The organism is Butyricimonas faecalis, assembly GCF_003991565.1.
GTDB lineage: Bacteria > Bacteroidota > Bacteroidia > Bacteroidales > Marinifilaceae > Butyricimonas > Butyricimonas faecalis.
Genome location: NZ_CP032819.1, coordinates 38,502 through 63,528 on the forward strand (window position 1 = coordinate 38,502; position 25,027 = coordinate 63,528).

General features: G+C 42.9%; 14 protein-coding genes. 1 reads left to right on the forward strand and 13 read right to left on the reverse strand.

Annotation, left to right across the window (positions count from 1 at the left end; translation table 11 throughout):
• Positions 1-3: 3 nt before the first annotated feature.
• The 10 genes from D8S85_RS00155 to D8S85_RS00200 are packed head-to-tail and all read right to left on the reverse strand — an operon-like array spanning position 4 to position 17,824.
• On the reverse strand, positions 4-1,749 hold the full coding sequence (locus D8S85_RS00155; protein WP_106624263.1) for an ABC transporter ATP-binding protein: 1,746 nt from the start codon (positions 1,747-1,749) through the stop codon (positions 4-6).
• Between the two features lie 6 nt (positions 1,750-1,755).
• Positions 1,756-3,546, reverse strand: coding sequence for an ABC transporter ATP-binding protein (locus tag D8S85_RS00160; protein WP_106624264.1), 1,791 nt, complete (start codon positions 3,544-3,546; stop codon positions 1,756-1,758).
• Positions 3,539-4,180, reverse strand: coding sequence for a 4'-phosphopantetheinyl transferase family protein (locus tag D8S85_RS00165; RefSeq protein ID WP_106624265.1), 642 nt, complete (start codon positions 4,178-4,180; stop codon positions 3,539-3,541). The genes D8S85_RS00160 and D8S85_RS00165 overlap by 8 nt, the downstream gene beginning before the upstream one ends.
• 1 nt (position 4,181) lies before the next feature.
• Positions 4,182-4,847, reverse strand: a complete 666-nt coding sequence (locus tag D8S85_RS00170) for a DUF6796 family protein (RefSeq protein WP_106624266.1) — start codon at positions 4,845-4,847, stop codon at positions 4,182-4,184.
• A complete protein-coding gene (locus tag D8S85_RS00175; protein ID WP_106624267.1) occupies positions 4,844-5,719 on the reverse strand; it encodes a hypothetical protein in 876 nt (291 codons plus the stop codon). The genes D8S85_RS00170 and D8S85_RS00175 overlap by 4 nt, the downstream gene beginning before the upstream one ends.
• The gene (locus tag D8S85_RS00180) at positions 5,712-6,803 is read right to left on the reverse strand and encodes a saccharopine dehydrogenase family protein (protein ID WP_127074651.1); all 1,092 of its coding nucleotides are present in this window, start codon (positions 6,801-6,803) and stop codon (positions 5,712-5,714) included. The genes D8S85_RS00175 and D8S85_RS00180 overlap by 8 nt, the downstream gene beginning before the upstream one ends.
• Complete coding sequence (locus D8S85_RS00185; RefSeq protein ID WP_127074652.1) at positions 6,800-7,915, reverse strand: saccharopine dehydrogenase NADP-binding domain-containing protein; 1,116 nt, start codon at positions 7,913-7,915, stop codon at positions 6,800-6,802. The genes D8S85_RS00180 and D8S85_RS00185 overlap by 4 nt, the downstream gene beginning before the upstream one ends.
• The gene (locus D8S85_RS00190) at positions 7,912-14,100 is read right to left on the reverse strand and encodes a non-ribosomal peptide synthetase (RefSeq protein WP_127074653.1); all 6,189 of its coding nucleotides are present in this window, start codon (positions 14,098-14,100) and stop codon (positions 7,912-7,914) included. The genes D8S85_RS00185 and D8S85_RS00190 overlap by 4 nt, the downstream gene beginning before the upstream one ends.
• Before the next feature lie 18 nt (positions 14,101-14,118).
• Entirely contained in the window at positions 14,119-15,297 is a 1,179-nt protein-coding gene (locus D8S85_RS00195) for a YncE family protein (protein ID WP_106624270.1), read from the reverse strand.
• Between the two features lie 37 nt (positions 15,298-15,334).
• Positions 15,335-17,824: a TonB-dependent receptor gene (locus D8S85_RS00200; RefSeq protein ID WP_106624271.1), complete on the reverse strand. Its 2,490-nt coding sequence runs from the start codon at positions 17,822-17,824 to the stop codon at positions 15,335-15,337.
• Between the two features lie 99 nt (positions 17,825-17,923).
• On the opposite strand from D8S85_RS00200, the gene D8S85_RS00205 reads away from it, so the two are divergent.
• A complete protein-coding gene (locus D8S85_RS00205; protein ID WP_106624272.1) occupies positions 17,924-18,925 on the forward strand; it encodes a helix-turn-helix domain-containing protein in 1,002 nt (333 codons plus the stop codon).
• Between the two features lie 259 nt (positions 18,926-19,184).
• Here D8S85_RS00205 and D8S85_RS00210 read toward each other — a convergent pair whose 3' ends face one another.
• Genes D8S85_RS00210 through D8S85_RS00220 form a run of 3 tightly spaced genes read right to left on the reverse strand, consistent with a single transcriptional unit; the run spans position 19,185 to position 24,808 of the window.
• On the reverse strand, positions 19,185-20,543 hold the full coding sequence (locus tag D8S85_RS00210; RefSeq protein WP_106624273.1) for an efflux transporter outer membrane subunit: 1,359 nt from the start codon (positions 20,541-20,543) through the stop codon (positions 19,185-19,187).
• Between the two features lie 30 nt (positions 20,544-20,573).
• Complete coding sequence (locus D8S85_RS00215) at positions 20,574-23,672, reverse strand: efflux RND transporter permease subunit (RefSeq protein WP_106624274.1); 3,099 nt, start codon at positions 23,670-23,672, stop codon at positions 20,574-20,576.
• On the reverse strand, positions 23,669-24,808 hold the full coding sequence (locus D8S85_RS00220) for an efflux RND transporter periplasmic adaptor subunit (protein ID WP_106624275.1): 1,140 nt from the start codon (positions 24,806-24,808) through the stop codon (positions 23,669-23,671). The genes D8S85_RS00215 and D8S85_RS00220 overlap by 4 nt, the downstream gene beginning before the upstream one ends.
• Positions 24,809-25,027 lie beyond the last annotated feature (219 nt).

A 25,027-nucleotide genomic window follows, 5' to 3' on the forward strand; every position in this document is an offset into this window, starting at 1 on the left:
GTTTTAAAATTTCCAACCTTTCATTCGTTGTTGTTCATCCCACATATGCTTGTACAATCCGTTGTTCGTTATCAATTGTTCGTGGGTTCCTTGTTCTGATAATTTGCCCTCATTTAATACCACGATATTGTCGGCATGTACAATCGTGTTCAATCGGTGGGCAATCACGATTACGGTTTTGCTTTTCACCAGTTCGTTGATTGCTTCCTGTATGTGTAGTTCGTTTTCGGGATCGAGTGAAGCGGTGGCTTCATCCAACAAGATAATCGGTGCATCTTTTAACATGGCACGAGCAATGGATACGCGTTGCTTTTCACCACCGGAAAGCGAGCAACCGCCTTCACCTACCATTGCCTGCAAACCACCGGGCAGTTCCCGTGCGAAGTTTATCACCCGCGCTTTTTCGGCTGCTTCCAGTATTTGTGCATCCGTGGCATTCGCGTTACCGATTTTGATGTTGTTGTAAATTGTATCATTAAACAGGTATACATCCTGAAACACGATGGAAATGCACGATAACAAGTTGTCTACCGGATAGTTCTTAATATTTTTTCCATTCAGCCGGATTTCTCCTTTGTCCACGTCCCAGAAACGGGCAATCAATCGTGTCAAAGTTGTTTTCCCCGAACCCGAAGGGCCAACTAGAGCAGTGAGTTTGTGCGAGGGAATTTTCAAATTCAATTGTTTAATGACAGGTACATGGTTGTATGAAAAGTCTATATTCTGAAATTCGATGTCATAATTTGTGATTTTTCCCGTGTCAGCACCATCAGGCATAACAGGTGTTTTACGCAAAGTTTCGATGCGTTCGACGCTCAATCCCATATAGGTTGCTAATCCGAGGAACATCAATGCCTGCATCAGCGGTTCGCATATTTTGGTTCCGAGCAAAAGAAAAAGGATATACACGGGTAAGGTCATTTCACCATGTGTGAAGAAATAGAATCCAACCAGGATGATCAATGGAATACTGGCATTCAGCACAAAAGTGGCTAAAATCAACGTGGGGCCGGAACCGGCTTCCAAGCGGATAGAGTCTTGTTTTAATTTACGGAATGAATTTTCCATGCGTTCGAATTTTGTTCCATTTAAATTGAACGCTTTAATAAGCCGGATACCCTGAATGTATTCAATAACACGTGATGCTGTATCGTTTTTTGACTTTTGCTGTTTCTTGCCCGAATAGGCGATCAGTTTGCGGGTAATCCAGACCATTGGCCACGCCAACGGGATAACCAGCGCGGCAATTAACGCCAGTTTCCAGTTGAAAAATGCCAAACTGATAATCATAACCAACGGGCCTATTAATCCACCGATAATTTGTGGAAGTAGGTGCGTGACTAATAATTCTACATTATCGAAGTCACTTACAATGTACGAGCCAATTGTGCCGGGGTCTTTGGTATTATAAAACCCCATTGACAGTTTGCGCAAGTGTTTCGCTACGTTTACCCGTCCGTCTGCACAAATGCTGTAGCCTTCGCGGTAAGATGCCATATAGGATTTATAGTTGAAAAATACCAATAGTAACAGGCAGATCAACAGAACGGCACAGTAAATGCCAATTAATTTTACGTTTAATTCCGTTCCCGGATATTGAAGCAGTTTAAAAAGTTCCCAAACCACCCCCAGCATAATACAATAAGGGGTGCTACGGAAAGTATATTCCAATAATGTCCAGCCAAGCATCGGATACAACCGACGGGGTTTTCCTTGCGTGGCGGCATTCATTAATTTTATAATATTCATAGTGTATTACCTGTTAAGTTTCCATTCGCGTGAGCGAGAGTAGATGTCCCACATATTTTTATACAGACCGCCAAGGGCAATCAGTTCATCGTGCTTACCCAGTTCGGCAACCGTTCCTTTGTCGATAACCAATATCTGTTCGGCATTGCGGATTGTGGATAAGCGGTGCGCGATTACCATGACCGTTTTACCTTTGATAAGTTGGGAAAATGAATCCAGTATTTTGCCTTCATTTTCAGGGTCGGCGTAAGCCGTTGCTTCATCAAGCAGAATAATCGGGGCATCTTTCAAAATAGCTCTTGCCAACGCGACCCGTTGTGCTTCGCCACCGGAAAGGTAGGTTCCACCTTCACCTACCAAGGTATCGTAGCCTTTTTCCAGTTGCATGATAAAGTCATGACATTGGGCGGCTTTGGCTGCGGCAATCACGTTATCCTTCGTTGCCGTTTTATTTCCCATGCGGATATTTTCTTCGATGGTATCGAAGAATAGCATGTTATCCTGAAAGACGAACGACACGATATTCATCAAGTCTTCCGTACGGATTTGTTTGATATTACTTCCACCGATACGGATTTCACCGTCTTCAATATCCCAGAAACGGGCGGTCAGCATGGCAATGGTTGATTTCCCCGCGCCTGAAACGCCTACCAATGCTGTTACCGTACCGGGGGGAACGGTGAATGATACATTGTTCAGGACTTGTATTTTATCATACGCGAATGATACGTTGGCAAATTCGATGGAAGCATCGCGAGGTGTTTGCGGCTCGTCGGGATCAGTAATTTCTTCTTTTTGTAATATTTTGTCTATTAAATCAACGCCTATGGTATTTTGACGTAACATGTTGGTCATCCATAATAATTTGTGCATAGGGAAAAAGATACCGCCACCTAATATAAGAAATATGAGCACGGTAGAGATGTAATTACTATAAGATGGTGCTTTTAATAAAAAGTAAATGGCTGCCGGAATAATGAATAATAGGGTTGCTGAAAGCATATTGTAGAAGCCAAGGTAGGTAACAGCATAGTTGGTGGTAATGGCATTTGAAAAATCACGGAATCCAAAGATCTGTTTTTTCAGGTTTTCCAGTGCGATGGATGAGTGGTTAAAAATCTTTACCACTTGCATGCCACGCACGTATTCGATAATGGACGCGTTCAGCTTACCCATTATAGTCATATAGCTTTTTGTATCTTCGGTGGCCTTTTTTGACCATGTGGTAGAGAACTGGAATACAATGGCAATCAACATGACTGCAAGCATAATAAGTGATAACCGCCAATCAATAGTGAAAAGCCAGCCGATAATCAATAGCGGAAAAACAATAGCACTGGTTAAATCGGGGATATGGTGGGCGACGAATAGTTCAACTCGTTCCACGTCTTCTCCGATGATTTTCTTCAAATCACCCGTGGTGCGTTTGGTGAAGAATCCCAGTGGTAGTTTCGCCATTTTCCATGTTAGTGCTACCCGCAGTTCATACAAGATGTTGAAGGCGGCGATGTGTGAAAACATTAATGAAATGAACATCAACATGCCATAACAGCCAAAGGCTATCAGACAGATGATTCCCCAATGTTTTACTAATTCCCGCGAGATATCTTCGGGGTGGGCAGCATGGGCTGCCAGTTCGTTTAATATATTCATGATGGTGACGTAAGGAACAAATTGCGCTACCGTGCTGCCAATGGCTAGCACAACCGACCCGATAAGCCACCATCGTTTGGTTCCGGCTATTTCCAACAAGCGAGAAAGGCCTTGCTTTGTTTTTTTGGAAGTTTTTTTATTCATTGTTCTTATTTTTTTCTTGATAAATCATACACAAGGATATAATATATCGGTTTTCCAAAATGTATTTTACTTTTACTTTTGGACAGGAACGGTTTTCCAATAATTTACAGCAATTGACATTTATCATTTCTGTTCGTTTTCCGTAGGCCATATAATTTGCTTTCACAACGGATTCCTTTATGGAGAAGAAAAGCGTGGCATTGAATGAGTTTTCTTCCACATAGGTTAGTTCTTCATCAACACAAAAAAGCCGGGCATGTGTCGTGTCAAGAAAGGAATGGGCGTCTTCTATATCGATGCCAATTCCCGCGTAGGAAGGGTCTTTTGTTACGGCTGCAATAGCAATATTGTCCTTATGGGCAATGGAGCCTTTGAATGTATCAGGCCAAAGCGGTTCGTTCATGGAACCACGCAGAACGGGATAAGTTGTAGTTCCATAACTTTCCATTGCCTGTTTTGCTGCCAATCGCCCCATGACAAATGTCTTTTTTCGTTTTTCAGACCATGTAGGGGGAATCAACGCTAATTCTTCGGCATGTAATAATGATTCCATGATTGTTTCCGAATCCTCTTTTACGGAAATATTTATTTTCCCGGTTACCCCAAACTGTTCTGAAATATTCCCATATCTCATATTATTTGTTCATTTTTACATTTCGTGAAAGAACGATTGAAGTACATAAGAAAAGTAAAAACAATCCGACCATCGGGCAGCAGGTTCCGTAATATTTTCCCCATACGGGTGAAATCATACCTATCACAACCGACAAGGCAATGGTGACTATCGGGTTGCACAGGGACATCCACCTTTTCAGCATGGTTTTTCCGGTAATTACTAGTATAAGTATTCCCAAAGAGGCAACAAGGGCAAGGGCGTATAAGACTACGAGATGTATGCTGATATTGTGGGAAAACATGTTGAGTATTTCATTTATTTGAAGGTTCTCTGCTTGCTGGCTATTGTAATTCGCTAGATAAACAATATACGGATATCCGGCATGGGCAGCCGTCATCAGGTAAGTGAGATACCATAAACAAAGGCAGAATATGGCTGATATAATCTTTCCGGAAGGTTCCAATACCTTGTACAAGGCAATAATCCCAAATGTAATAAACGGGAAAACATAAATTGCCATGTGCGATGAGAGGAATAAACGGGTTGGTGTCATGCCTGTAAATTGTTTCCAAAAAACACCGTTGTATTCGCCTATGCCGCCCGCGATATCGGAAATGATAATTAAAAATGCGGCTATTGTCCCCAGTATGCCGAACGTAACATACTTTTTGTTTTGTGTTCTCATTTGAAGGTCGTTTTATTATTCGTACATGTAGTAGTAAGTATGTAGATTCCCGCGAGAATACTTAACATGCTGATTAAAATTGTAAAGAGGTTACAACGATTGTAACTGAATAGCCATAGTATCAGGCAAGTGCCTGTCAAGGTAGTGTATACAGCAATAAATTTCAAAACAGGTTTGTATTGTTCAGGATTCTTGGCACAAACAAACAGGATGATACCGAAGATTCCTACGAAGAAAAATATCAGTCCTGCAGCATATTCCGAATACGGATTCCCAAAATAGGAAGGTATTTGGAGAGCCGACAATACTTTTTCAATTACATTTTGTGGCATGATAACCCAAAACGTATTTGCAAACAGGATCATTCCAAGTGTTTTCAACACGTTAGGGAATATTCGTTTGGCGTGCTTTTCTTCTGAACGGATGTCGTTGTACTCGTGGAGTTCAAAGAACCATGATAGGAACATGGCAATGCCGATACCAAGCCAAAGGTAGTGTTCATAAGCTGTTAGCGAAGTATGCAAGCCGGATATGTTCCTGACATACACCATGGCGCCGCTCATGAGTAGCATGAGTAGAGACGATATTAAAATCAATTTCTTATACCTGATCGGCTGATATGCCATAAAAAGATAAAATCCAGAAAAAGCACCGAAAGACAAACATTGAAGCCTGAAAAGGAAAATAGTTGGCAGAGAATTATCAATTAAAATCCCTCCTTGTGAATTGGTCATGCCAGCCACGGTTTCCCATGGCAGGAAAGTCCACAGGAAGCCCGATAAACTACCTAAACAACAAATAATAAATATTATCCTGACGATAATAAACGGCTTTGATTTAGCCTGTTCCTTGTTTTGTATATGCTTATTCATATCTTGCTATGATGTTTTGTGATTTCAATTCTGACATAAAATGATGTGGATCTATTTTGTGGCATAAATAGCCTAACCCTTTTTCGATTCTGTTTTGAAGGACAAAATTGGCTGCTATGGCAGAAACTGTTCCGGTTGGTTTATAATTATCGTTTTCATAGATATAAGCTGTAATTTGTTTTTTCAGATTGTTTTTCATGCCTTCCACAACACAGTATATAAGTCCCCACGACCCTTTTCGAGATGAAATGCGGGCTTCTTTTTCCATTATTTTTGCCGCACAACGGGTATTTCCATGAAGGAATATTTTAATAAAAAGCGATGAAAGCATCGACAATTTGCTGTTGATAATAACGTAGTTCCCGAAAAAGGGAGCTTTCAAATCTTGGGCTACGAGTTTAAGTTGGTTGTCGAAATACGGGGTCGTGTACTTTGATTTGTGAAGTGGCGGGAAAAAGACTTTTTGAGTATGCTTTGAAGGTGACACTAATTGCCATTTTCCCTGCTTAAAAATACCGTTGCTTTTCAGTGACAGGCTCCATGTCAAATCCATACAGGAGTTGTAAGACCAAGCTTCCGATGCTCCGTAATATATTTTCACGGTATTTATAGTATCCAATTCTTTTAAGGAATTTTCTATTACCGATTTTGGGAAAATACCTGATACGCCTGGCATCCAACCTGCCCCTACCACAAATACAAGTCCTTTTTCTTTTATTTCCTCTGATTTGGACATCAGTGCCTCAAGCAAAAGATCGTATCCGCCTATATCTATGTAATGGCAATTATTTGAAAGTGCTGCCAGTGCAATTCTGTCCATTATTTTAAGAGTAGGGCCTGCCAGATTGATAATGATATGGCATTGCTGACAAAAATTATTCAGTGCAGGGGTATCAAAAATATCTACTTCAACAGCAGTTATCCTGTCGGGAAAGCGCGACGCCTGCTTTTCTCCTTTCGAAAGGTTTCTGCCCCCAATAAGTAAAGTGGCATTGGTTTCCATAATCAAGTAGTCAATAGCTGCTATGCCGACTTTACTGTTCCCGCCGATAATCCCGATGATAGGTGTATCCTTATTTTTCATGATTGGTTTACTATTTCAGGGTTTATTTTAATTCCTTCCCTTTCAAATCGGGTTTTCAGTATTGGCTTGGAAATAATATCAGATTCAATACTGTGCACCCCGTTCGTTTCTACTATTTCGCCTTTCAAAACCATTTCTGCCACTAACGATGCTGTTAAGGCCGTTAATTCATAAGATGATTTTGAACTGACCTGACAGTGTTTGATGCAATTGTCGAATTGCCCGAATGCCGATGCTATTACGAGTGTTTCCACAGGTTGTCCTGATTGTTGTTTCTTTTGCTTTTTGTAGGTTGATTTGCATAAAAATTTGATAATCGTTTTGCGAAAGATTTTCAATCCACGCAGAAACGGTATTATATTCATGGGCATCCCTTCCAAATGAAAAGCAAAATCCAACTGACGTATTCTTGAGCAATCTTTGTTAAGAGGCAATGTCTGGATTTCAGGCGACGAGTAATAAATAAGGGGTTTATGTTTCAGCGATTCGTTAAAAGTATAGTATGCATCCTTTTCTATTTTTTTCGACAATGTTTTATAGGCTTTGCCATTCGACAGTATAAATACATGCGAAATGAAGTTAATCAACATGGTGTAGATAGATGCTTTACCTGAATTTATACCATTACTGAAAAACATACGAACACCACCACTTTGGGCTGTTTCATTATTCTGTTGTAAAACTTCCAGCAAAAGAAGGGTTGTCAGACCAGGTGCTAATCCCATGCCTGTGAGTATCATGCTTTGATGGTGTTCGGCGTCTTTTTTGAGTTTGTATATTTCCGAAGCGGCTTCGTAGGAATCATTTATATCAATACATATCTTTTGTTCCGACACACATATTTCATGCAACGAAGCTTTGAAAATGTCGAAGGGGCCAATGGCCAAGATGATAATATCATATTGCCGAAAAAGCGCACTTGTGGCCTTTTTATTTTGGAAATCGATGTCGATCTTTCTTACTTGTTCCGGTAAATTTTGCGCTCGCAAGGCGGTGCGTGCGGCAATGTCTACCTGAACAGGTAATTTGAAACCTGTCAGGTAGCGGACAATCAGTTTTCCCGTAACCCCATTACCACCTGCGACCAGTACACGTTTTGGCGGATTTTTCATAGTTGTTTATTTGTTTTAGTACGATTGATAAATGCTTCCACACAAGTTGCCAGATTTTTGTGAAAGTTTTTGATTAGTAAGTGACCGCCGCGCAATGTAGCATATTCGACATGCGAAAAATATTGTTCCCATATATTTTGATGTTCTTTGATAGCCGATTCTTCATCTTCACCTATAATGGAAAGTAAAGGTGTTTTCAGTTGTCTTTTGAGGAAATTGTAATCAAGCATTGACCTTGTATCCGATTTCAATTGTTCTAAGTATTCTTCTTGTTCTTCGTTTGATAAGGTTTCCAGGAAGTGCTGATTGAATAAATTGTTATTACCTTTTTCATAATCGGTTTCGTGATTCAGATAAAAGGTCATCAATTCATCTTTTATGTCAGGCGGGGTAGTTCCTATCATTATGATTCCCTGAACAGGTACGTTTGATTCTTCCAGTTTCCGACAAATATCGTATGCGACATACCCGCCATAAGAATATCCTAAAAGGAATAAGGGTAAATTGTTTTTTTTCAATTCTTCGATATACAATGCACTTATATCTCCAATATTTTCTTTGAGCGGGCGGTTATCCCCATGTCCCGGATAGTGGGCTGACTGTATGTTAAACCGTTGCCCAAAATCTTCACTCAACGGTGCGTACATACCTGCTGTTCCTGCTGCATAAGGAAGGCAGAATAATATCGCTTTGGCATTAGGTATTGATTTCAGGGTAAGGATATTGTCATTTCCGCTTACGTTGCCCATACGATTTACCATTTGGAATATGGTAGGAGAATCAAACATATCACGTAATTTGATATGTTCAAAACCTGCCGATTTTAGTTCTCTGACCAATCGAACCGATTTAATGGAATCGCCACCGATTTCCCAGAAGTTGTCATGGATACCGATTTGCGGAATATCCAAAATTCGGCTCCAAATTGCAACCATTTCCTTTTCTGCTTTATTTGTTGGTGGAGCGTACGATGCAGAATGTGAGATTTGTTTGGTACCCGCTATGTAAGGCAACGCTTTCCGATCTGTTTTGCCATTGGGGGTCACCGGAATTTGTTCTACATGGAGTAGCACTGACGGCAGCATATATTGGGGCAGTAGCTTGGCAATAATTTCAAGTATGTAATTATCATCCAATGCGATTTTTGTTCTGGTCGTATAAAATGCCACTACAACCGCTTGCTTGTTATTGTCGAATTGGATATCTGCGCAGGTTTTCGCAATTTCGGGAACCTTACTTAAAGCATTTTCTATTTCCCCGAGTTCTATCCGGTAACCTCTTACATTTACCTGAAAGTCTTTCCTGCCAATAAAAATAATATCACCCGTTTCTGTGAATTTTGCCAAATCACCCGTATTATATACAACATCGTTTTTATTTCCTGTCAATGGATTCGGAATAAATACACTATTTGTCTTTTCTTCCTTGTTCAAATAACCAAGGGCAACTCCGGCGCCACCAATATGAAGGATTCCCGGAACACCCGGCATACAGCGTTCATTGTTTTCATTCAGAATATAAACTTGTGTATTATAAATAGGCTTACCGATAGGCACGATGCTTAATTCACATTTCCCGTGCTTAACGGGAATCGGGAAAAAGGTGGATGCAACGGTGGTTTCTGTAGGTCCGTACTCGTTAATCAGTTTATGTTTCGGGAAATAGGAAAGCCATTTATTGACATCACCCGCGTTGATAATTTCGGCGCCTAACATGACCGTCATGTTTTCCTGCAATGTTATTTTTTCGTCGGTAAACTCTAATGTATTTGCCAACATGGAAAAATGCGACGGGGTGATGTTCAGAAATGATATAGCTTTATCCGCAATGAAACGAAGCAAAAGTTCCACGTTTCGTGTATTTTCTTCCGATAATATATGTAACGATGCGCCCGTAAGGAACGGAAGCCAGTTGGAAGTAATGGTCATATCGAATGAATAGGACGTCACGAAAGTAAAACGGTCTTCGGGTTTTACCTCAAACGCTTGCTGTACATAATAAAGGAAATTGCAAACATTCCTGTGTCGTAACATAGTTCCTTTGGGTTGTCCGGTAGAACCAGAGGTATAGATAATATAAATCAGGTCTTCGGCGGTATTGGGCGATTCTATTTCGGTTCCCGGTTGTAGCAAAATGTCTTTTCGTGTAAAAAGGGAATAGTTACAGGGAAGGGTAAAACTTTCATCTGCATCCGTCAGAATACAGTTTTTGAGTTTTTCGGTGTAAGTCTGCTCGATAAGTTCTGTATGCATCTTTTGGCTGACAAGGACTTTCGCCCCACAATCTTCCAACATATATTTTATCCGTTCGGCAGGATATAACGGGTCTATCGGCACATAAGCACCTCCGGCAATAAGGATAGCCAACTGGGCTATGGGTAAATCCAACGTTCGATTCATCAATAATGCAACCTTTTCGCCAGGTTTGACACCCAAATGTTGTAATAAATAGGCGAATTGGTTTGCCTTCCTGTAGAACGATTCATAGTTTAAGTTTTTATCTTCGAAACTTACTGCTTCTTTCTGCGGATATCTCTTCGCGATGTTTTTTATCCATTGGTTGATAGTCATTATAGGATATTCGTGTGCCGTATTATTGATCAGGTCAAACAATCGGTTGTATTGCTCGGGTATTATATTTGTTCCTGTAAATTCGGACTGTTTTGCAGTATCATCTTTAGTTCGTGCCAATTGCTCCAACATTAAAGCATATTGGTTCGCCAATGTTTTCATGAAACTTTTGCTGAATAACTCCCTGACATAATTCCAATCGAAATGCCATTCTCCTTCCCAGGTGAACATCACCAAGTCAATGTAAGTTCCCGGCGCACCGGTCTGTACTTTCGGCGCACCCATTTTGAAATACTTTGAAAACTTGCTTGTGCCTTCGGGTATCATGTTAATGGAATTACTGAAAATAATGGAACTCAAAGAGCCCTGTTTAAAGCCTTCCTGTTCAGCAATCCGTCTTGTCAGTTCAATGGATGAAACTGGGTATTCCAAAAGTGTACGTACGAATTTTTCTATTTTTCCAGCTATGGACAATATGGGTTCCGACGGCTTGGTTTGCACCCTGACCGGGAATATATCCAGAAAACTACCAATTACTTTCCGTGCATGGGGGAAATACTGTTCCCTATTATAAACAGGCATGTTGATGATTAAATCGTTTTGTCCTGACCAGATATTCATCAGTTTGAAATAGCAAGCCAGCAACAAAGAATTCATGCTGATACCTTGTACCGATTTTGCCATGGAAGTTATCGCCTGCATAACTTCGGGCTTCATTTCCGTATGTAACGTGCTGAAATGAACGGCATTGAGCATCGACGGGTTTTGACACATCGGAATCGCTATTTTTTCCGGCACATTTTTGAAAACGTCCAACGCGAATTTCATGGCGTCCTGATAGGCCTTGGTTTCTGACCTGGATTTTTCAATCCGTACGTAATCTGAGAATTGTAATCCTTCTGGTGTCCGGATTTCCAATGTTTTCCCATCCGCAAATTTGTCATACAATGACAGAATTTCGTGGATAAATTCAAAAAAGCTGAATCCGTCGATTAATTGGTGGTCGATGTGAATTACAATTTCATGTTCGTTATCGCCTGTTTTGAAAATATTAGAATAATACAAAGGATGACGTGTCAGGTCAAAACGGTGGTCATGATCTTTTAAATCATTTTTCTCAAAAAAGGCTTCTTGTTCCGGCTTTGATAGAGATGATATATCTGTATAACTACTTGCAAAGTCAGGATAATCATTAAGTGTTATCATTGACGGTGTTTCTGAGTCTTCAGAAATAACTGAATGCAGGATAGGATGTGATTTTACAACATGATTAAATGCCTTGTCGAAATATTCTTTCTTGAATTCACCTGACAAAGTTGTCCGGCAAATGATGTAGCAACTCAATCCGGTAGGCTCGTTGCGCAGGAAACTTTTGCTGTGGTAAAACAACGTTTCTTGGAAGTCCATCAGTGGGAAAGGCTCACCCGGCAATAACATATATTTTGCTTTTATCAGGTCGGCTATTTGCCGGACACTGCTTGCCTCTTGCAGCTTTTCATCAGTATGATCCAGTTTGAATATGTTTTTAATTCGTTGTATCAACGTCAACACATTGTTTACACTTTTCGCTTTAGAAATAAAGTTATCGGTTGTTCCTAGCGTTTCAGGATTAATATGGAGTTCTTCGCCGATAATTTCCCTTACAAGAAGTTCATATTCGTCGGTAGGCAATACGACAGCTTCTGTTTCAAGTGATTGAAAATAATTAATTTGTTCCTTTAAGGTCGGATATTTATAGATAAAATTGGCTTCCACTTTACGTTTGTACCGACTTTCCATTTCGGCAACCGCTTTCATTGTCCGTATGGAATCACCGCCTAAAGCAAAAAAATTATCCGTTACATCAAGTCCGGCAAGTTTGTTGTCAAGTTGAAGCGCTTCTTTCCATATATCCGTCAATAACTGTTTGTGATTTATATTTTGAGTATCTTTATTTTTCATATCAACTGGTATGTCGTTTTGTATTGATTTGTCAAACCATCCGTTTAAAAACCTGTTGGCGAGCTCTTTTCTCATTGTTTTGGAACTTGATGTTTTGGGGATGTCGCCTTTCCGTATAGGTATTGAAAAATCGACAGACAATCCCGCCAACTCACCAATCAACGCGTTACAGCTATTGACAAGAGAAATGGTGTCTTTGTTTCGGTTTTTGGGCACAAAGAAATGTAATACGATTTCCCGTCCTTCGTCTTCGGAATAATAGGATGTAAACAGAGATAGTTCTATTTTATCTTTTAGCTGGGAAAGGATACATGATTCCAAATCGAACGGGAAATAATTTTGTCCATTGACAATAATAATTTCCTTTTTACGGCCAACGATATACAGGTATCCGTCTTTATCAAAAAAGCCTGAATCGCCCGTTCGTAACCATCCGTCGGCAAAAGCATTCTGGTTGGCTTCCGCGTTGTTGTAATAACCCAGCATGACACAATTACTTTTTATCTGGATTTCACCTACGGAATAAGTGCCCAAGGGCAAATTGTCGTTTGCTATCCGAATCTGGACATCTTCTAACGGCTTCCCAATGCTGACTATCTCACAAAATGAATCCTCGCATTGGGAATATTCAACAATATTTCCTTTCGTAAATTGATGCCTGTCCACCACGATTTTTCGATAACCTGTTTCCAATTCCGTTCCGGCAACAACCAAGGTCGTTTCAGCCATTCCGTAGGCCGGACAATATACAGACGGATTGAATCCGTATTGCGACAAAGTGGTACAAGTCCGGTCGAACAAGCCTGCCGGAACCATTTCTGCTCCTAACGACAAGATTTTAATACCAGAAAGGTCAATTGGATTTGTTGCCTCTCCTTTTTCCAACGATTTCAATAAAATATCCATCCCAGTCGGGGTGGAACCTGTAATGGTTGCCTTGTATTGTGTGATTTTTTCCAACCATATTAACGGATTCCGTAGATAAGTCATCGGGTCGATTCTGATTTCTGTAATAGCATTATACACACTGCTCAAATGATTGCCGAATAATCCGAAATCGTGAAAGTAAGGCATCCAATGAATAAGAATATCATCGGGTGTTGTATGATCGAATTTACTTTTAAGCGAAAGGTTTGCTAGAATATTCGCATGGGAAAGCATTACACCTTTAGGATTGCCGGTACTGCCAGATGAAAATTGGATAACCGCGACATCATTTGCATGAGCGTTATACGCGATAAAATCATGGTTTGAAATCTGGCTTTGTTTTATGATATTTTCTGCAGAAAAATAAGAAGGGAAATCTTCCGGCAAATTACTATCAGTTGATACGACTAACGGGGCTTTCAGGTAATTCATGGCTGCCTTCAACCGGCGAAAGGCAACAGACGATTTCTGTTGCCCTGCTATTGCCGGCATGGGTGCAGGAATGATACCTGCAAAGATACACCCCCAAAATAATTGCGTAAAATGATACGATTTATCCACTGACAAAATGAGAATATCACCGGGTATAAGCCCCTTTTCTCTTAAAATAAATGCGGTCGCTTTACTTTTAGTGTACAGTTCCCTGTAGGATTGGAAATAATCTTCCTTGCCATGGGTCACATGAATTATTCCTTTTTCGGGAACCGTATCAAAAGCATTTTTTATTACCGAAACCAGTGTTTTCATGAATATATCCTTTCTTCACTAAAACTTGGCAAAATAAAATGGCGAACCTTGTGTACTTATCTTTTTCCCGATCACCTTCCCGGCTTTGTAATCATATAGGTAATAACCTGTTCCTTGTTCGCCCGACATACCGAAAACAATATTGTTGTCGTAGATACCAACACATGCCGACCAAGCTGTTGTGGGCAGTAAATCCAATTTACGGAACGTTTTATTATAGATGTCCAGCTCAAACGGCTGCATAGATTTATCGTTCACATAATCGGGAGGATTGCTTGCATTGGCAGGGACATTGAGGTAGGTGTAGAGTTTTCCGTTTCCGGCATATACTTTGGAATACATATAATCTGCGGCATTTCCACTAATACCATTGATGGATTGACCTTTTACAGGGAAGTAATATGATTTGTCGAATTCGGTTTTCCCTTTTTTGACACGTAATAGTCCGTCGTTTTCACTGCTGTATCCGAATCCCCCTGTACAATAGAAATAAATATCACCATTTTCATCCATGAAAGGGTCGCCCGTGGGGCCGTCAGAACCAACCATGCCGGCACGGTCATCACTTATCATTTTTATTGGTTCATCAGTTTCTGTATTGATAATAGCTACGTGGCAGCCCGGGTTGGGATTGAATAATGATTTTGTCTGCCAAAGGGTGACGTACAACAGATTATCTCGGATAATAACTCCCATGGGTTCTGGATTATTATCGCCTTCACCAATCGCGTATTTCGACAAATCTATTTCTTTCAAGATCGTCATGGATGAAGGATTAAACACAATTACTTTACCCGTTCCGGAAGCTGTAATGTATCCTTTATTATCATTTAAAAATGCCATCGCGTTTGTTGTTGATTTGGCAGGAAGGATAAGTGTATTTCCTGATTTTTCCAGTCTGTTGGTATTTTTCTTGTACTTGAACAAACGGTCCTTAGCTTCTTCCAACACAAAAACATAATCCTTGTACGTAAAAATGTAACCTGACTTATCGTGTACCAAGGCATTGGCTGTAGTCGTTTTTTCAACGTTCAAATCTTTGAACAAGTCAATATACGATTGGTCATCGATTGTAACACTGTGCAAACAAGTTGTCGTATCAGACCGGTTATCTGGATTCGGGTCGTTTTTCTTACAAGCGGTGAAAAGAAGGGCCATTCCCGTTAAGCCCATCAATAGGAATTTGTTTGTTTTCATCTTTTTAATTGTTTATGTGATACATGTATTGAATTTGTTACAATTGCATGGCGCCACCTTCCGATTTATCTTTAAACCAGTTGTAGCGAAGTTTTATGCCGAAGGTTCTTCCGGGTAACGGCATCTTGTAATCGTTGTAAATGGTTTCATTCAGTATATTATTTACATAAAAGCATACGGATAATTGGTTTTTGAAAAATGATTGTTGTATGCCTGCCGAAAAGTTATAGTAGGCAGGAATTGTCCATTTTATCTGTTGGTCTTTCTGCGATGAGAGTTTCCATGCGTTGCAGTAATCACCCACATAAGATACATCGGCATATATTCTTGAAAGTTCACCTTTCAGTGGCCATCCGCTACGGTGATATTCTACGCCGCCATTGTAGTAGAATGATGGGATATTGGGAATATCCAGTTTGTATGTCGGATTTTCTACCGTTTTATCATTCGTTTTCCATTGCAGATTATCGCGTAAAGATTGGTAAGTGAGATTGAAGTAAGTATACCAGTCGGGTGTTACATCAATTTTCAAATCCAAATCCACTCCTTTGATTATCGTTTCACCCAAGTTGACGTATGCCATACGAATATTGGCAGGCATCAGCCGTATCAAGTTGGATGTGTTCATGTAAAATCCATTGGCTTCAGCCTGCATACGAGTTAATCCCAAGAAGTTCATTCTGTCTAAAATCAAACCCAAATTGAAATTGTCACTTTTTTCAGGCTTCAGATTCACCGACGATTTAACGCTAATTCCGTCTCCAAACAGTTCTTCGGGGTCGGGCAAACGCAACGTATGTTCAAAAGACGCTTTTACCCGTATGCCGCGCAAAAATTCATAGCTGACTCCTTCGTTATAGCCCCAAAACAAATCCTTATTTGTGGTTTGGTCGGGTTCTTTTTTAATGCTGCTACCGTCATCCGTCTTTTTGTCATCCGTTCGAAATACTTGCGAATAGAGGTAATAGGCTTTCACTGCTGCAGTATTTTGGAACTTTTTATTTTTTGAAAAAAATGTGTAGGTAAACCCTGTTACATTTCCCGTCATTTTGCTCGGGAATCCGCTTGGATCAAAGCCTATATAACTTTTTACATAATCATCTTTCGGGGTTCGTTTGGAAAAAACAAACTGATTGTTCAGATTTAATTGGTGGCTTCTGTTTATTACATATTTGAAATTTAACTTATGGCGTACATCCCTTGTCCAATCGTCCGACAAATTGAATATCATGTCGGAAGTTTCACCTTGATTTGGAGTTGTCTCGCCTGTCCACTGGTAAATATGCCCGACGGTATCCACCAAATGAGTATTCACTATAGCATAAACTATCGATGTTTTTAAGGCAAGTCCTTTTAGAAAAAAGTTTTCCTTTTCCAGTTTCAAGGCGGGCATAATATTGAAACCATGTGTATATGCATAGCGGGAATCGAATGAAATATTCTGTAATTCCTTATAATTCTTATATCCTGTACATTCCAGTTCTATTTTATCAAACCATAGTTTCGTAAATACCAAAGAACCGTTAAGTATGGATGAATGATATTTATCATTATTTCTGATGACATGAGAATAAGGATCTATGGGGTAATCAGGGTCAAATGCCCTTAAATCCATCGGGTAATTATTATTTGCTCGATTGTGCATGAAAGCAAGTCCCAACTGTATACCCGGTTTTTCAAACAATTTTTTTCCGCTTCCAGTAAACCGCATCTTTCCGTACGACGATACTTCGGCAATAGCTCCGACCATATCGCAATTTACTTCCCGTGTCACAATATTTATAGCGCCACCTAAACCATCGCCGCCATATTCTGCCGGAACAATGCCTTTATAAACTTCAATCCGCTCTATAACATCAATAGGTAAATCGTTGATGTCGAACGAGCCGTCAGGACTGTTTAAGGCAAAACCATCAATAAAAATAGCCACTCGTTTTCCTTCCAAACCGTGAACCGATACCCGGCTTTTGCTTCCCAATCCGCCTTCTTTACGGATAGTCAGGCCGGATGAACGACTTAAGATTTCTTCAATTCCCGATGACCTGCCCATCATCTTTCTGCCGTCGATAACAGAAACGGCCATCGGACTTTCTTTAATTTCTTTGATGATTGCCCCGTTTCCTTTTCTTGCGGTAATTACGGTCTCGCCCAATTCAATTGCTTTTTCTTCTAGTTTGAAGTTTTTAGTGATTAAACTTCCTTTCAAAATGATTTTTTCTGTAATTTTGGAAAAACCGACATAGGATACAGTAATGGTGTATTCTCCGGACGGAACTTTCAAGGTATATCGTCCTTTTTTGTCGGTTATTACGCCACGTTGAAGTTCTTTTATCCAAATGGATACACCATAAAGAGGCTTTTGGGTTTGGCTATTGGTGATTATACCGTAAAGTACAGTATTACTATTATTTTTGGATATCTGTTGGGTATATCCCAAACTACTTATGACAATGAAACACAATATGGTAGTTGTTTTTTTTGCTTTTAAAATACCTATTTTAAGGGATTGAATAACCGTATATATCATTGTATGTTTACTTTTAAATTTCAAATGCGAAATTACCGGGTCTGACAGGATTAAGGCTTACCCGAAAAGTAGTTAAATTTTAATATGAGGTATTTTTAGATGACAGTTAAATTAACAAACAAAGATTTGCAGGAAATGATAACAGAATATCCAATCCATACGTTTTCTATGGGAAACGAACTGGAAGAAAACAGGGTATTCATTGAGAATCATTATGGAAAATCAACGACCAAAGAGTTAAAGACACATCATTTCTGTATAGCTGAATCCAACATACAATGTCACGAAAACTGCAAACTATATTCCGAATCAGAATGTGGCGATGTGTTTTGGTTTTCAGCCATCTTACACGGAAATGTGACTTGTTTTTATAAGAAGGAAGAAAACTGGAAGGCAGGACACGCCAATTTGATTTCGGTAAAGGAAGAAATGAAGGGGTATCATTATTTCAGTAAAAACGAACCTATCAGGACGATAGATTTTATGTTATCATCCGAATATATGGAACGTATTGCAAGCTGGTATCCCGATTTATTTGAAAATATTGTTAACCGTTTCTTAGGTGAAAAATCGTTTAAAGTGTTTCCTGAAAACGTGATGTTCTGCCCTGAAATAAGGCGGATATTGAACAATATGTTGGATTATAAAGTGTTAGGTAATGCTGCAGCCTTGTATTTAGATGCTAAAATTCTTGAAGTTTTATCGTTGATTGTATGCAAAACTTCGCAGAAGAATTGTTCTGCCTGTACCTGCTATTCTGCAAAAGATAACGATAAACTGTTCCATGTAAAAGCTATTATTGAACAACGATATCAGGACCCTCCGTCATTGCATCAGTTGGCGTTGATGGTCGGAACAAATGTTTGTAAGCTGAAAACGGGTTTCAAAGCATTGTTCGGTACAACCGTCTTTGAATATCTATTTGATTACCGAATGGAATTGGCATGCAAGCAGTTGTTGGACACGGACCGATCCATTCAGGAAATTGCAGACAGCATCGGATATGAATATCATTCACATTTCTCAACAGCTTTCAAGCGGAAGTTTGGGCTTTCGCCATTGGAATATCGCAACATTACAATGCGTGGGAAAAGAGTGTAGTTTTTTGTAATTAATGTGAATTTGATATAATCATCGGAAATAACTTATACTAAAAACTATGGGAAATCCTACTGAAATCCTAGGGAAATAATCCCACTTATTCGTTGCTCAGCCGTTGTTCAGCCGTTGCTCAGCCGTTCTGGGACGGCTGAGCTTCGAGTCAACTTCAAATGATCTCTGGGTATGTGGGATTATTTGGGTTTATTTACTACTTTATTTGGGTTAGATTTGAGTAATTAAACGCATATTTCTCCTGTTTTTATTGCCATCCCCCACCCAAAGCCCTGTAAAGATTAACGATGGAAAGTAGTTCGTCCCGCACGGCATTGTTCAGTCCGATTTGAGCGTCGAAGTAACCTCTTTGGGCGTCCAACACGTTCAGGTAACTGACGACCCCGTTAATGTATTGCAAGTTGGCTAGTTCCATGTACGAGCGGGCGGCTTCTTCCAGGCGGGCTTTTGATACCCGCATGTCCCGTACTTTCGAGAAGGTGGTTAAAGCGTTATCGACTTCTTTGAAGGCAGATAACACGGTTTGTTGATAGCTGTACGTTTCGGCTTCCAGGGCGGCACGGGCAGCTTTAAGACGTGCTCGCTTGTTCCCGGCATTAAGCACGGGGGCGAGGAGTTTGCCTCCCAGGTAAAAGTAAGGGGCTTTCAGGAAGTCGCCGAGTTCGCTATCTTCCCGTCCATATCTGGCGGTTAGCGTGATTTGAGGGAATAGATTGGTGTAGGTAACACCGACTTTGGCGTTTGCCGCTTTCAGTTTGTATTCCGCTTGCCGAATGTCGGGGCGGCGTTCAAGCAGGGAAGAGGGTAATCCCACGGGGAGTTCCGGTAGTAACATTTGCTGGTCAATGTTTGCCCCGCGGGGGATATCCCCGGGGTATTGGCCCGTGAGTAAGGATATTTCATTTTCTTTTAAGCGGATCTGTCGTTCAAGGTCGGGAACGAGTGTCGTGGTTTTAGCTAATTCCACCTGAGCCTGACGATAGGCCGTTTCAGATGTCAGTCCTCCTTCGAAACGTAGTTTGGCCAGGCGAACACTCTCTACGCGAGCCTCGTGGGTTTGTTTGACAATGCTTAATTCCATGTCGAGGGCGCGTAATTCAAAGTAGGCTTGTGCCACTTGGGAAATTAGTGTCACGTGTAAGGCCCTTTGTCCTTCCACGGTTTGGAGATAGGCTGCCAGGCTGGCTTGTGAACTCCAGCGAAGTTTGCCCCAAAGATCGAGTTCCCAGGAGAGGGTAGCCTCGATATTGAATGTATTGCCGGGAGAACGGTCGTATTCTCTTGCTCCAAGGGCGTCAGCGTCAATTCCGGGGAAAAGATTTGCTTTTTCCATGCGGTGGGCATAGCGGCTTTCTTTCACCCGGGCCGCGGCAGCCAGCAGGTTCTTGTTGTAAGCGAGTGCCGTGTTGATCAAACGCTGTAACACGGTGTCCGTGTAGATCGCCGGCCATTGGATATCGGCCACGGTTGTCGTGTCCGTACGGTTCGTGTCGATTATTGTTGTCGGCAGATTCAGTTCCGGACGGGTATATTTCTTGCCGATCTTGCAAGAAGTCGATAGGCTTCCGATAAGAGCGGCGATGAATACGATGTGATAATGTTTCATGACTATAGGTTTTAATAATGGGGTCATAGACTACTTTTTCCTCCACGTTTTCACCTTGTAAATTTGTACGAAAAAGAAGGGTACAAGGACAATGCCGACGGTGATGGCAACAATCATTCCGAAGAAGATGCCGGTACCGATGGAGTGACGGCTGGCCGACCCGGGACCCGAGGCGAGTACCAAGGGCAACATGCCGAGAACGAAGGCCAGGGAGGTCATCAAGATCGGGCGGAAGCGGGCTCGCGCGGCGGTGATGGCTGCTTGTACGGCATCGACTCCTTTGTCGACCTCTACTTTGGCAAATTCCACGATGAGGATGGCGTTTTTGGCTGCCAGCCCGAGCAGTGTTACCAGTCCGATTTGGAAGTAGACGTCGTTTTCCAACCCGAATACCCACACGCCGAGGTAAGCCCCGAGGGCGGCAACCGGCAGGGATAGTAACACGGCAACGGGCACGAACCAACTCTCGTACAAGGCGGCAAGGAAGAGGAAGACGAAGAGGAAAACGAGTGACATTACCATCCCGGTTTGTCCTTTCGCTTTCTTTTCTTGAAAGGAGAGACCGCTCCATTCGGTGCCGATGTTGTCGGGCAGGTGTTCTCGAACCAGTTTTTCGACGGCTCTCATGGCTTCACCGGAGCTATGGCCCGGGGCGGCTTCACCGTTGATGATTGCGGTCGTGAACATGTTGAATCGCTTGATCGATCCGGGGCCCGTGGTGTTTTCCGCTTTACCGAGGGCTGTCAGTGGGACCATGTTTCCCTTGGATGTCTTCACGAAGAACAGGTTGAGGTTTTCTTTCTGCATCCGGTAGGGGGCTTCCGCCTGCATGTACACTTTGTAGACCCGGTTGAACATGTTGAAGTCGTTGACATACACGGAGCCGGTGTAAGCCTTCATCGTGGAGAATATGTCGGCCAAAGGGATTCCCAGGAATTGTGCCCTGTCGCGATCCACGTCAAAGTACAATTGGGGAATCTCGGCCTGCAATGAAGAAGATACCCCGGAAAGGGCCTTGTTGCCTGCAGCGTATTTTACCAGCGTGTCGACGGCATCTACCAAGTTCTCGAAGGTGGCCCCGTTACGAGCTTCCACTTGTAGTTCGAATCCTCCCGACGTTCCCAACCCGGGAATTACGGGCGGGGTGGAGAGGAATACAAGGGCCTCCGGGTATTGCTTGAATTCGGCGCGAACGTCGTCCATGACTTCTTTCAGAGACATGCCGCCTTTCTTACGCTCTTCCCACGGTTTGAGGATAACGGTCAATTCCGAGCGGGATTGGTTTGTCCCGACACGGGGACTACTTCCCGCCACGCTCTGCACGTATGCCACGGCAGGGTGTTCCTTCAGGTAATCGACAGCACGTTCCGTTACTTTGCGGGTGCGTTCCAGCGTGGCTCCCTCGGGCAAAGCCAGTTCTACTTTGAAGTATCCTTGGTCTTCTTCCGGTAGGAAACTACTGGGGATTACCCGGTTCAACACGATGATGAAGATGATAGCCATTCCGAACCCGGCGATGATTCGTCGGGGGTTGGCAAGAGCCCGTTGCAGAAAATGAACGTATTTGTTGTTCCCGCGGGCGAGCCACTCGTTGATTTTACGGAACACGAAGTTCTTCTTCCCGTTAGACGGGCGTAACAGGATGGCACACATGGCGGGGCTTAGAGTCAGTGCCACAACCAGCGAGATTAACACGGACACCACGATCGTGATGGCAAACTGACGGTAGAGCATACCGGTGATTCCCGGCAGGAAACTCACGGGTACAAACACGGCTCCTAGCACGAGCGAGGTGGCAACCAGCGCTCCCGTCAGTTCTTTCATGGCTTTACGGGTAGCCTTGTAGGGCGACAATCCCTCTTCTTCCATGATGCGTTCAACACCCTCGACGACCACGATGGCATCATCAACGACTATACCGATGGCAAGTACCAGTCCCAACAGGGTCAGCATGTTTAGCGAGAATCCGAAGGCCAGCATGAACCCGAAAGTTCCGATCAGGGACACGGGGACGGCAACCAAGGGTATCAAGGAGGCACGCCAACTTTGGAGGGAGAGGAATACGACGAAGATGACGAGGAAAAGGGCCTCGAACAGGGTCTTGTATACCTCGCGGATGGATTCCGAGATGTAAGTCGTGATGTCGAAAGGGATGTTATAGCTTACTCCTTCCGGAAAGTCTTTACTTATTTCTTCCATGGCTTTCACCACGTTCTTGGCCACTTCCATGGCATTCGCGCCGGGGAGCATGTAGATGCCGAGTACGGCGGCATTCTCTCCGTTCAATCCACTCTCCGTGTTGTAGGAGCTGGCTTCCAGCGATACCCTGGCCACGTCGCGCAAACGGATGATGGAACCGTCGGGATTTGCCCGTACGACAATTTCTTCAAATTCGTTCACGGAGGAGAGACGCCCCGGGGCCGTGATGGGGATGGTGATGTCCGTTCCGCTCATCGGTTGCTGGCCGAGCACTCCGGCCGCGGATTCCCGGTTTTGGTCTTTCAGTACGTTCTGCAAGTCTTTGATCGTTAGCCCGAAGTTGGCCATACGGTCGGGGAGGATCCAGATTTGCATGGCGTAGTAACGGCTACCGATGTTGGAAACTCGCCCCACGCCGGGAACACGCTTCAGCACGTCGAGCACGTTGATGGTGGCGAAGTTACTGAGGTATATCTCGTCAAAACGAGGGTCGGATGAGGTCAGCGTGAGTGTCATCAACTGGCTGGAAGATTGTTTTTCTACCTTGATTCCGTTTTGCACGACTTCTGCCGGAAGACGGGATTCTGCCAGTTTCACGCGGTTCTGGATATCGACGGCGGCCAGTTCGGCGTTCGTGGATATGTCGAATGTCACGGTAATCGACAAGCCTCCCGAGTTAGAACTGCTCGATTCCATGTATAGCATGCCCGGCGTTCCGTTTAATTCCTGTTCGATGGGAGTGGCTACGGCTTGTGAAACGGTAACGGCACTGGCTCCCGGGTAGGACGCGGATATTTTCACGACGGGCGGGGTGATGCGCGGGTACTGGTCCACGGGGAGTAAATATAACCCGATGAATCCTACCAGTACGATGAGGATGGATAGTACGGCCGAGAATATCGGCCTGTCAATAAAGAACCCGGGTTTCATAGGGTAACCTCCTTTTCTTTAATCGTTTCGGGGCTCACGGGTTTCACGAGTGCTCCCGGGGTTAGTTTGTGGTAGCCTTCAACGACAACCAGCTCGTCGGGACCAAGCCCGCGCTCTACCACGATATGGTTGTTCACTTCGGGACCGGTTTCGATAAAGCGTTTCTCGGCTGTACTATCACGGCGGACAACGTATATGTAGGCGCCGCCTTTTTCAATGGCGACTGCCTTGCTGGGAACGACGATGGCGTTTTCACGCACGTCGAGTAACAACTTTACTTTAGTGAATTGTCCCGGCAATAGTTTCCTGTCGGGATTGGGGAGTTCGGCACGTACGCCGAATGTACCCGTTTGGGGATTTACCTGCGGGTCGGCGAAGTCCACGATTCCGGTCAGGGGGTAAACCGAGTTGTCGGCCAGGGTGATGGTCACGCTGGGTTGCCATGACCGGTTGGCGTCTTTTTCGCCAAGGGTTACATTCCGCTGTTGGCTGCGCAGGTAGTCGAGGGCAGTAAGGCTGAAGTCCACGAGTACTTCGTCACTTTCCACGATCGTGGCTAGCTGTGATTTCCCGCCGGGACCGACTAGGGTACCGATGTCGGCGTACCGTTCGCTGATGTATCCGTCGATGGGGGAGCGCACGGTGGTGTAACTTAATTCGAGTTCTGCTTGTGCCAAGTCTGCCTTGCTCATGGCGACGTTCGCCTTGGCACTCTCGTAAGCCGCCACGGCGTTATCGAGATCGAGTTGGCTGGCAGCCTTTTGCTCGTAAAGGGGGCGTAGGCGTTCCACGTCACGTTCGGCTTTTGCTTCTTGTGCCAGATCTTTTGCCAGTTGTGCTTTCGCTTTGTCAACACGAGCCTGGTAAAGGTCACTATTTATTTTGAAGAGCGGCTGGTTCCGTTTCACGCGCTTTCCTTCCTCGAAAAGCATCTGTTCCAGGTAGCCTTCGACGCGAGCTCTCACTTCGACGAATCCTTTTGCTCGAATTTGCCCGACGTATTCTCCGTATATTTCCATGTTCTCTACTCCTACTTTCTCGACGGCCACTACTTGTCGCTCCGGTTCGTGCTTGTCTTTACAACCGGACAGGAGTATGAATGACACGAGTGTAATTGCTATTCCTAATTTTTTCATATGAGTTGATTTTGTATACGTTTCTGTCTTAATTCTTCTTTATGCTATGAAAATAGCATGCTATATTTTCGCGTGATGGTGTAAAAATGTGGCATGTCGTTGTAATACAGTGTTGTTTGTAAATCCTGTTGCATTGCCTGTTTCACGAACGGCGTGTTTTTCGTGTAGAATAATACCACAGGTTGTGGAAGAAGCAAGTTTATAGCATGCTCACCACGT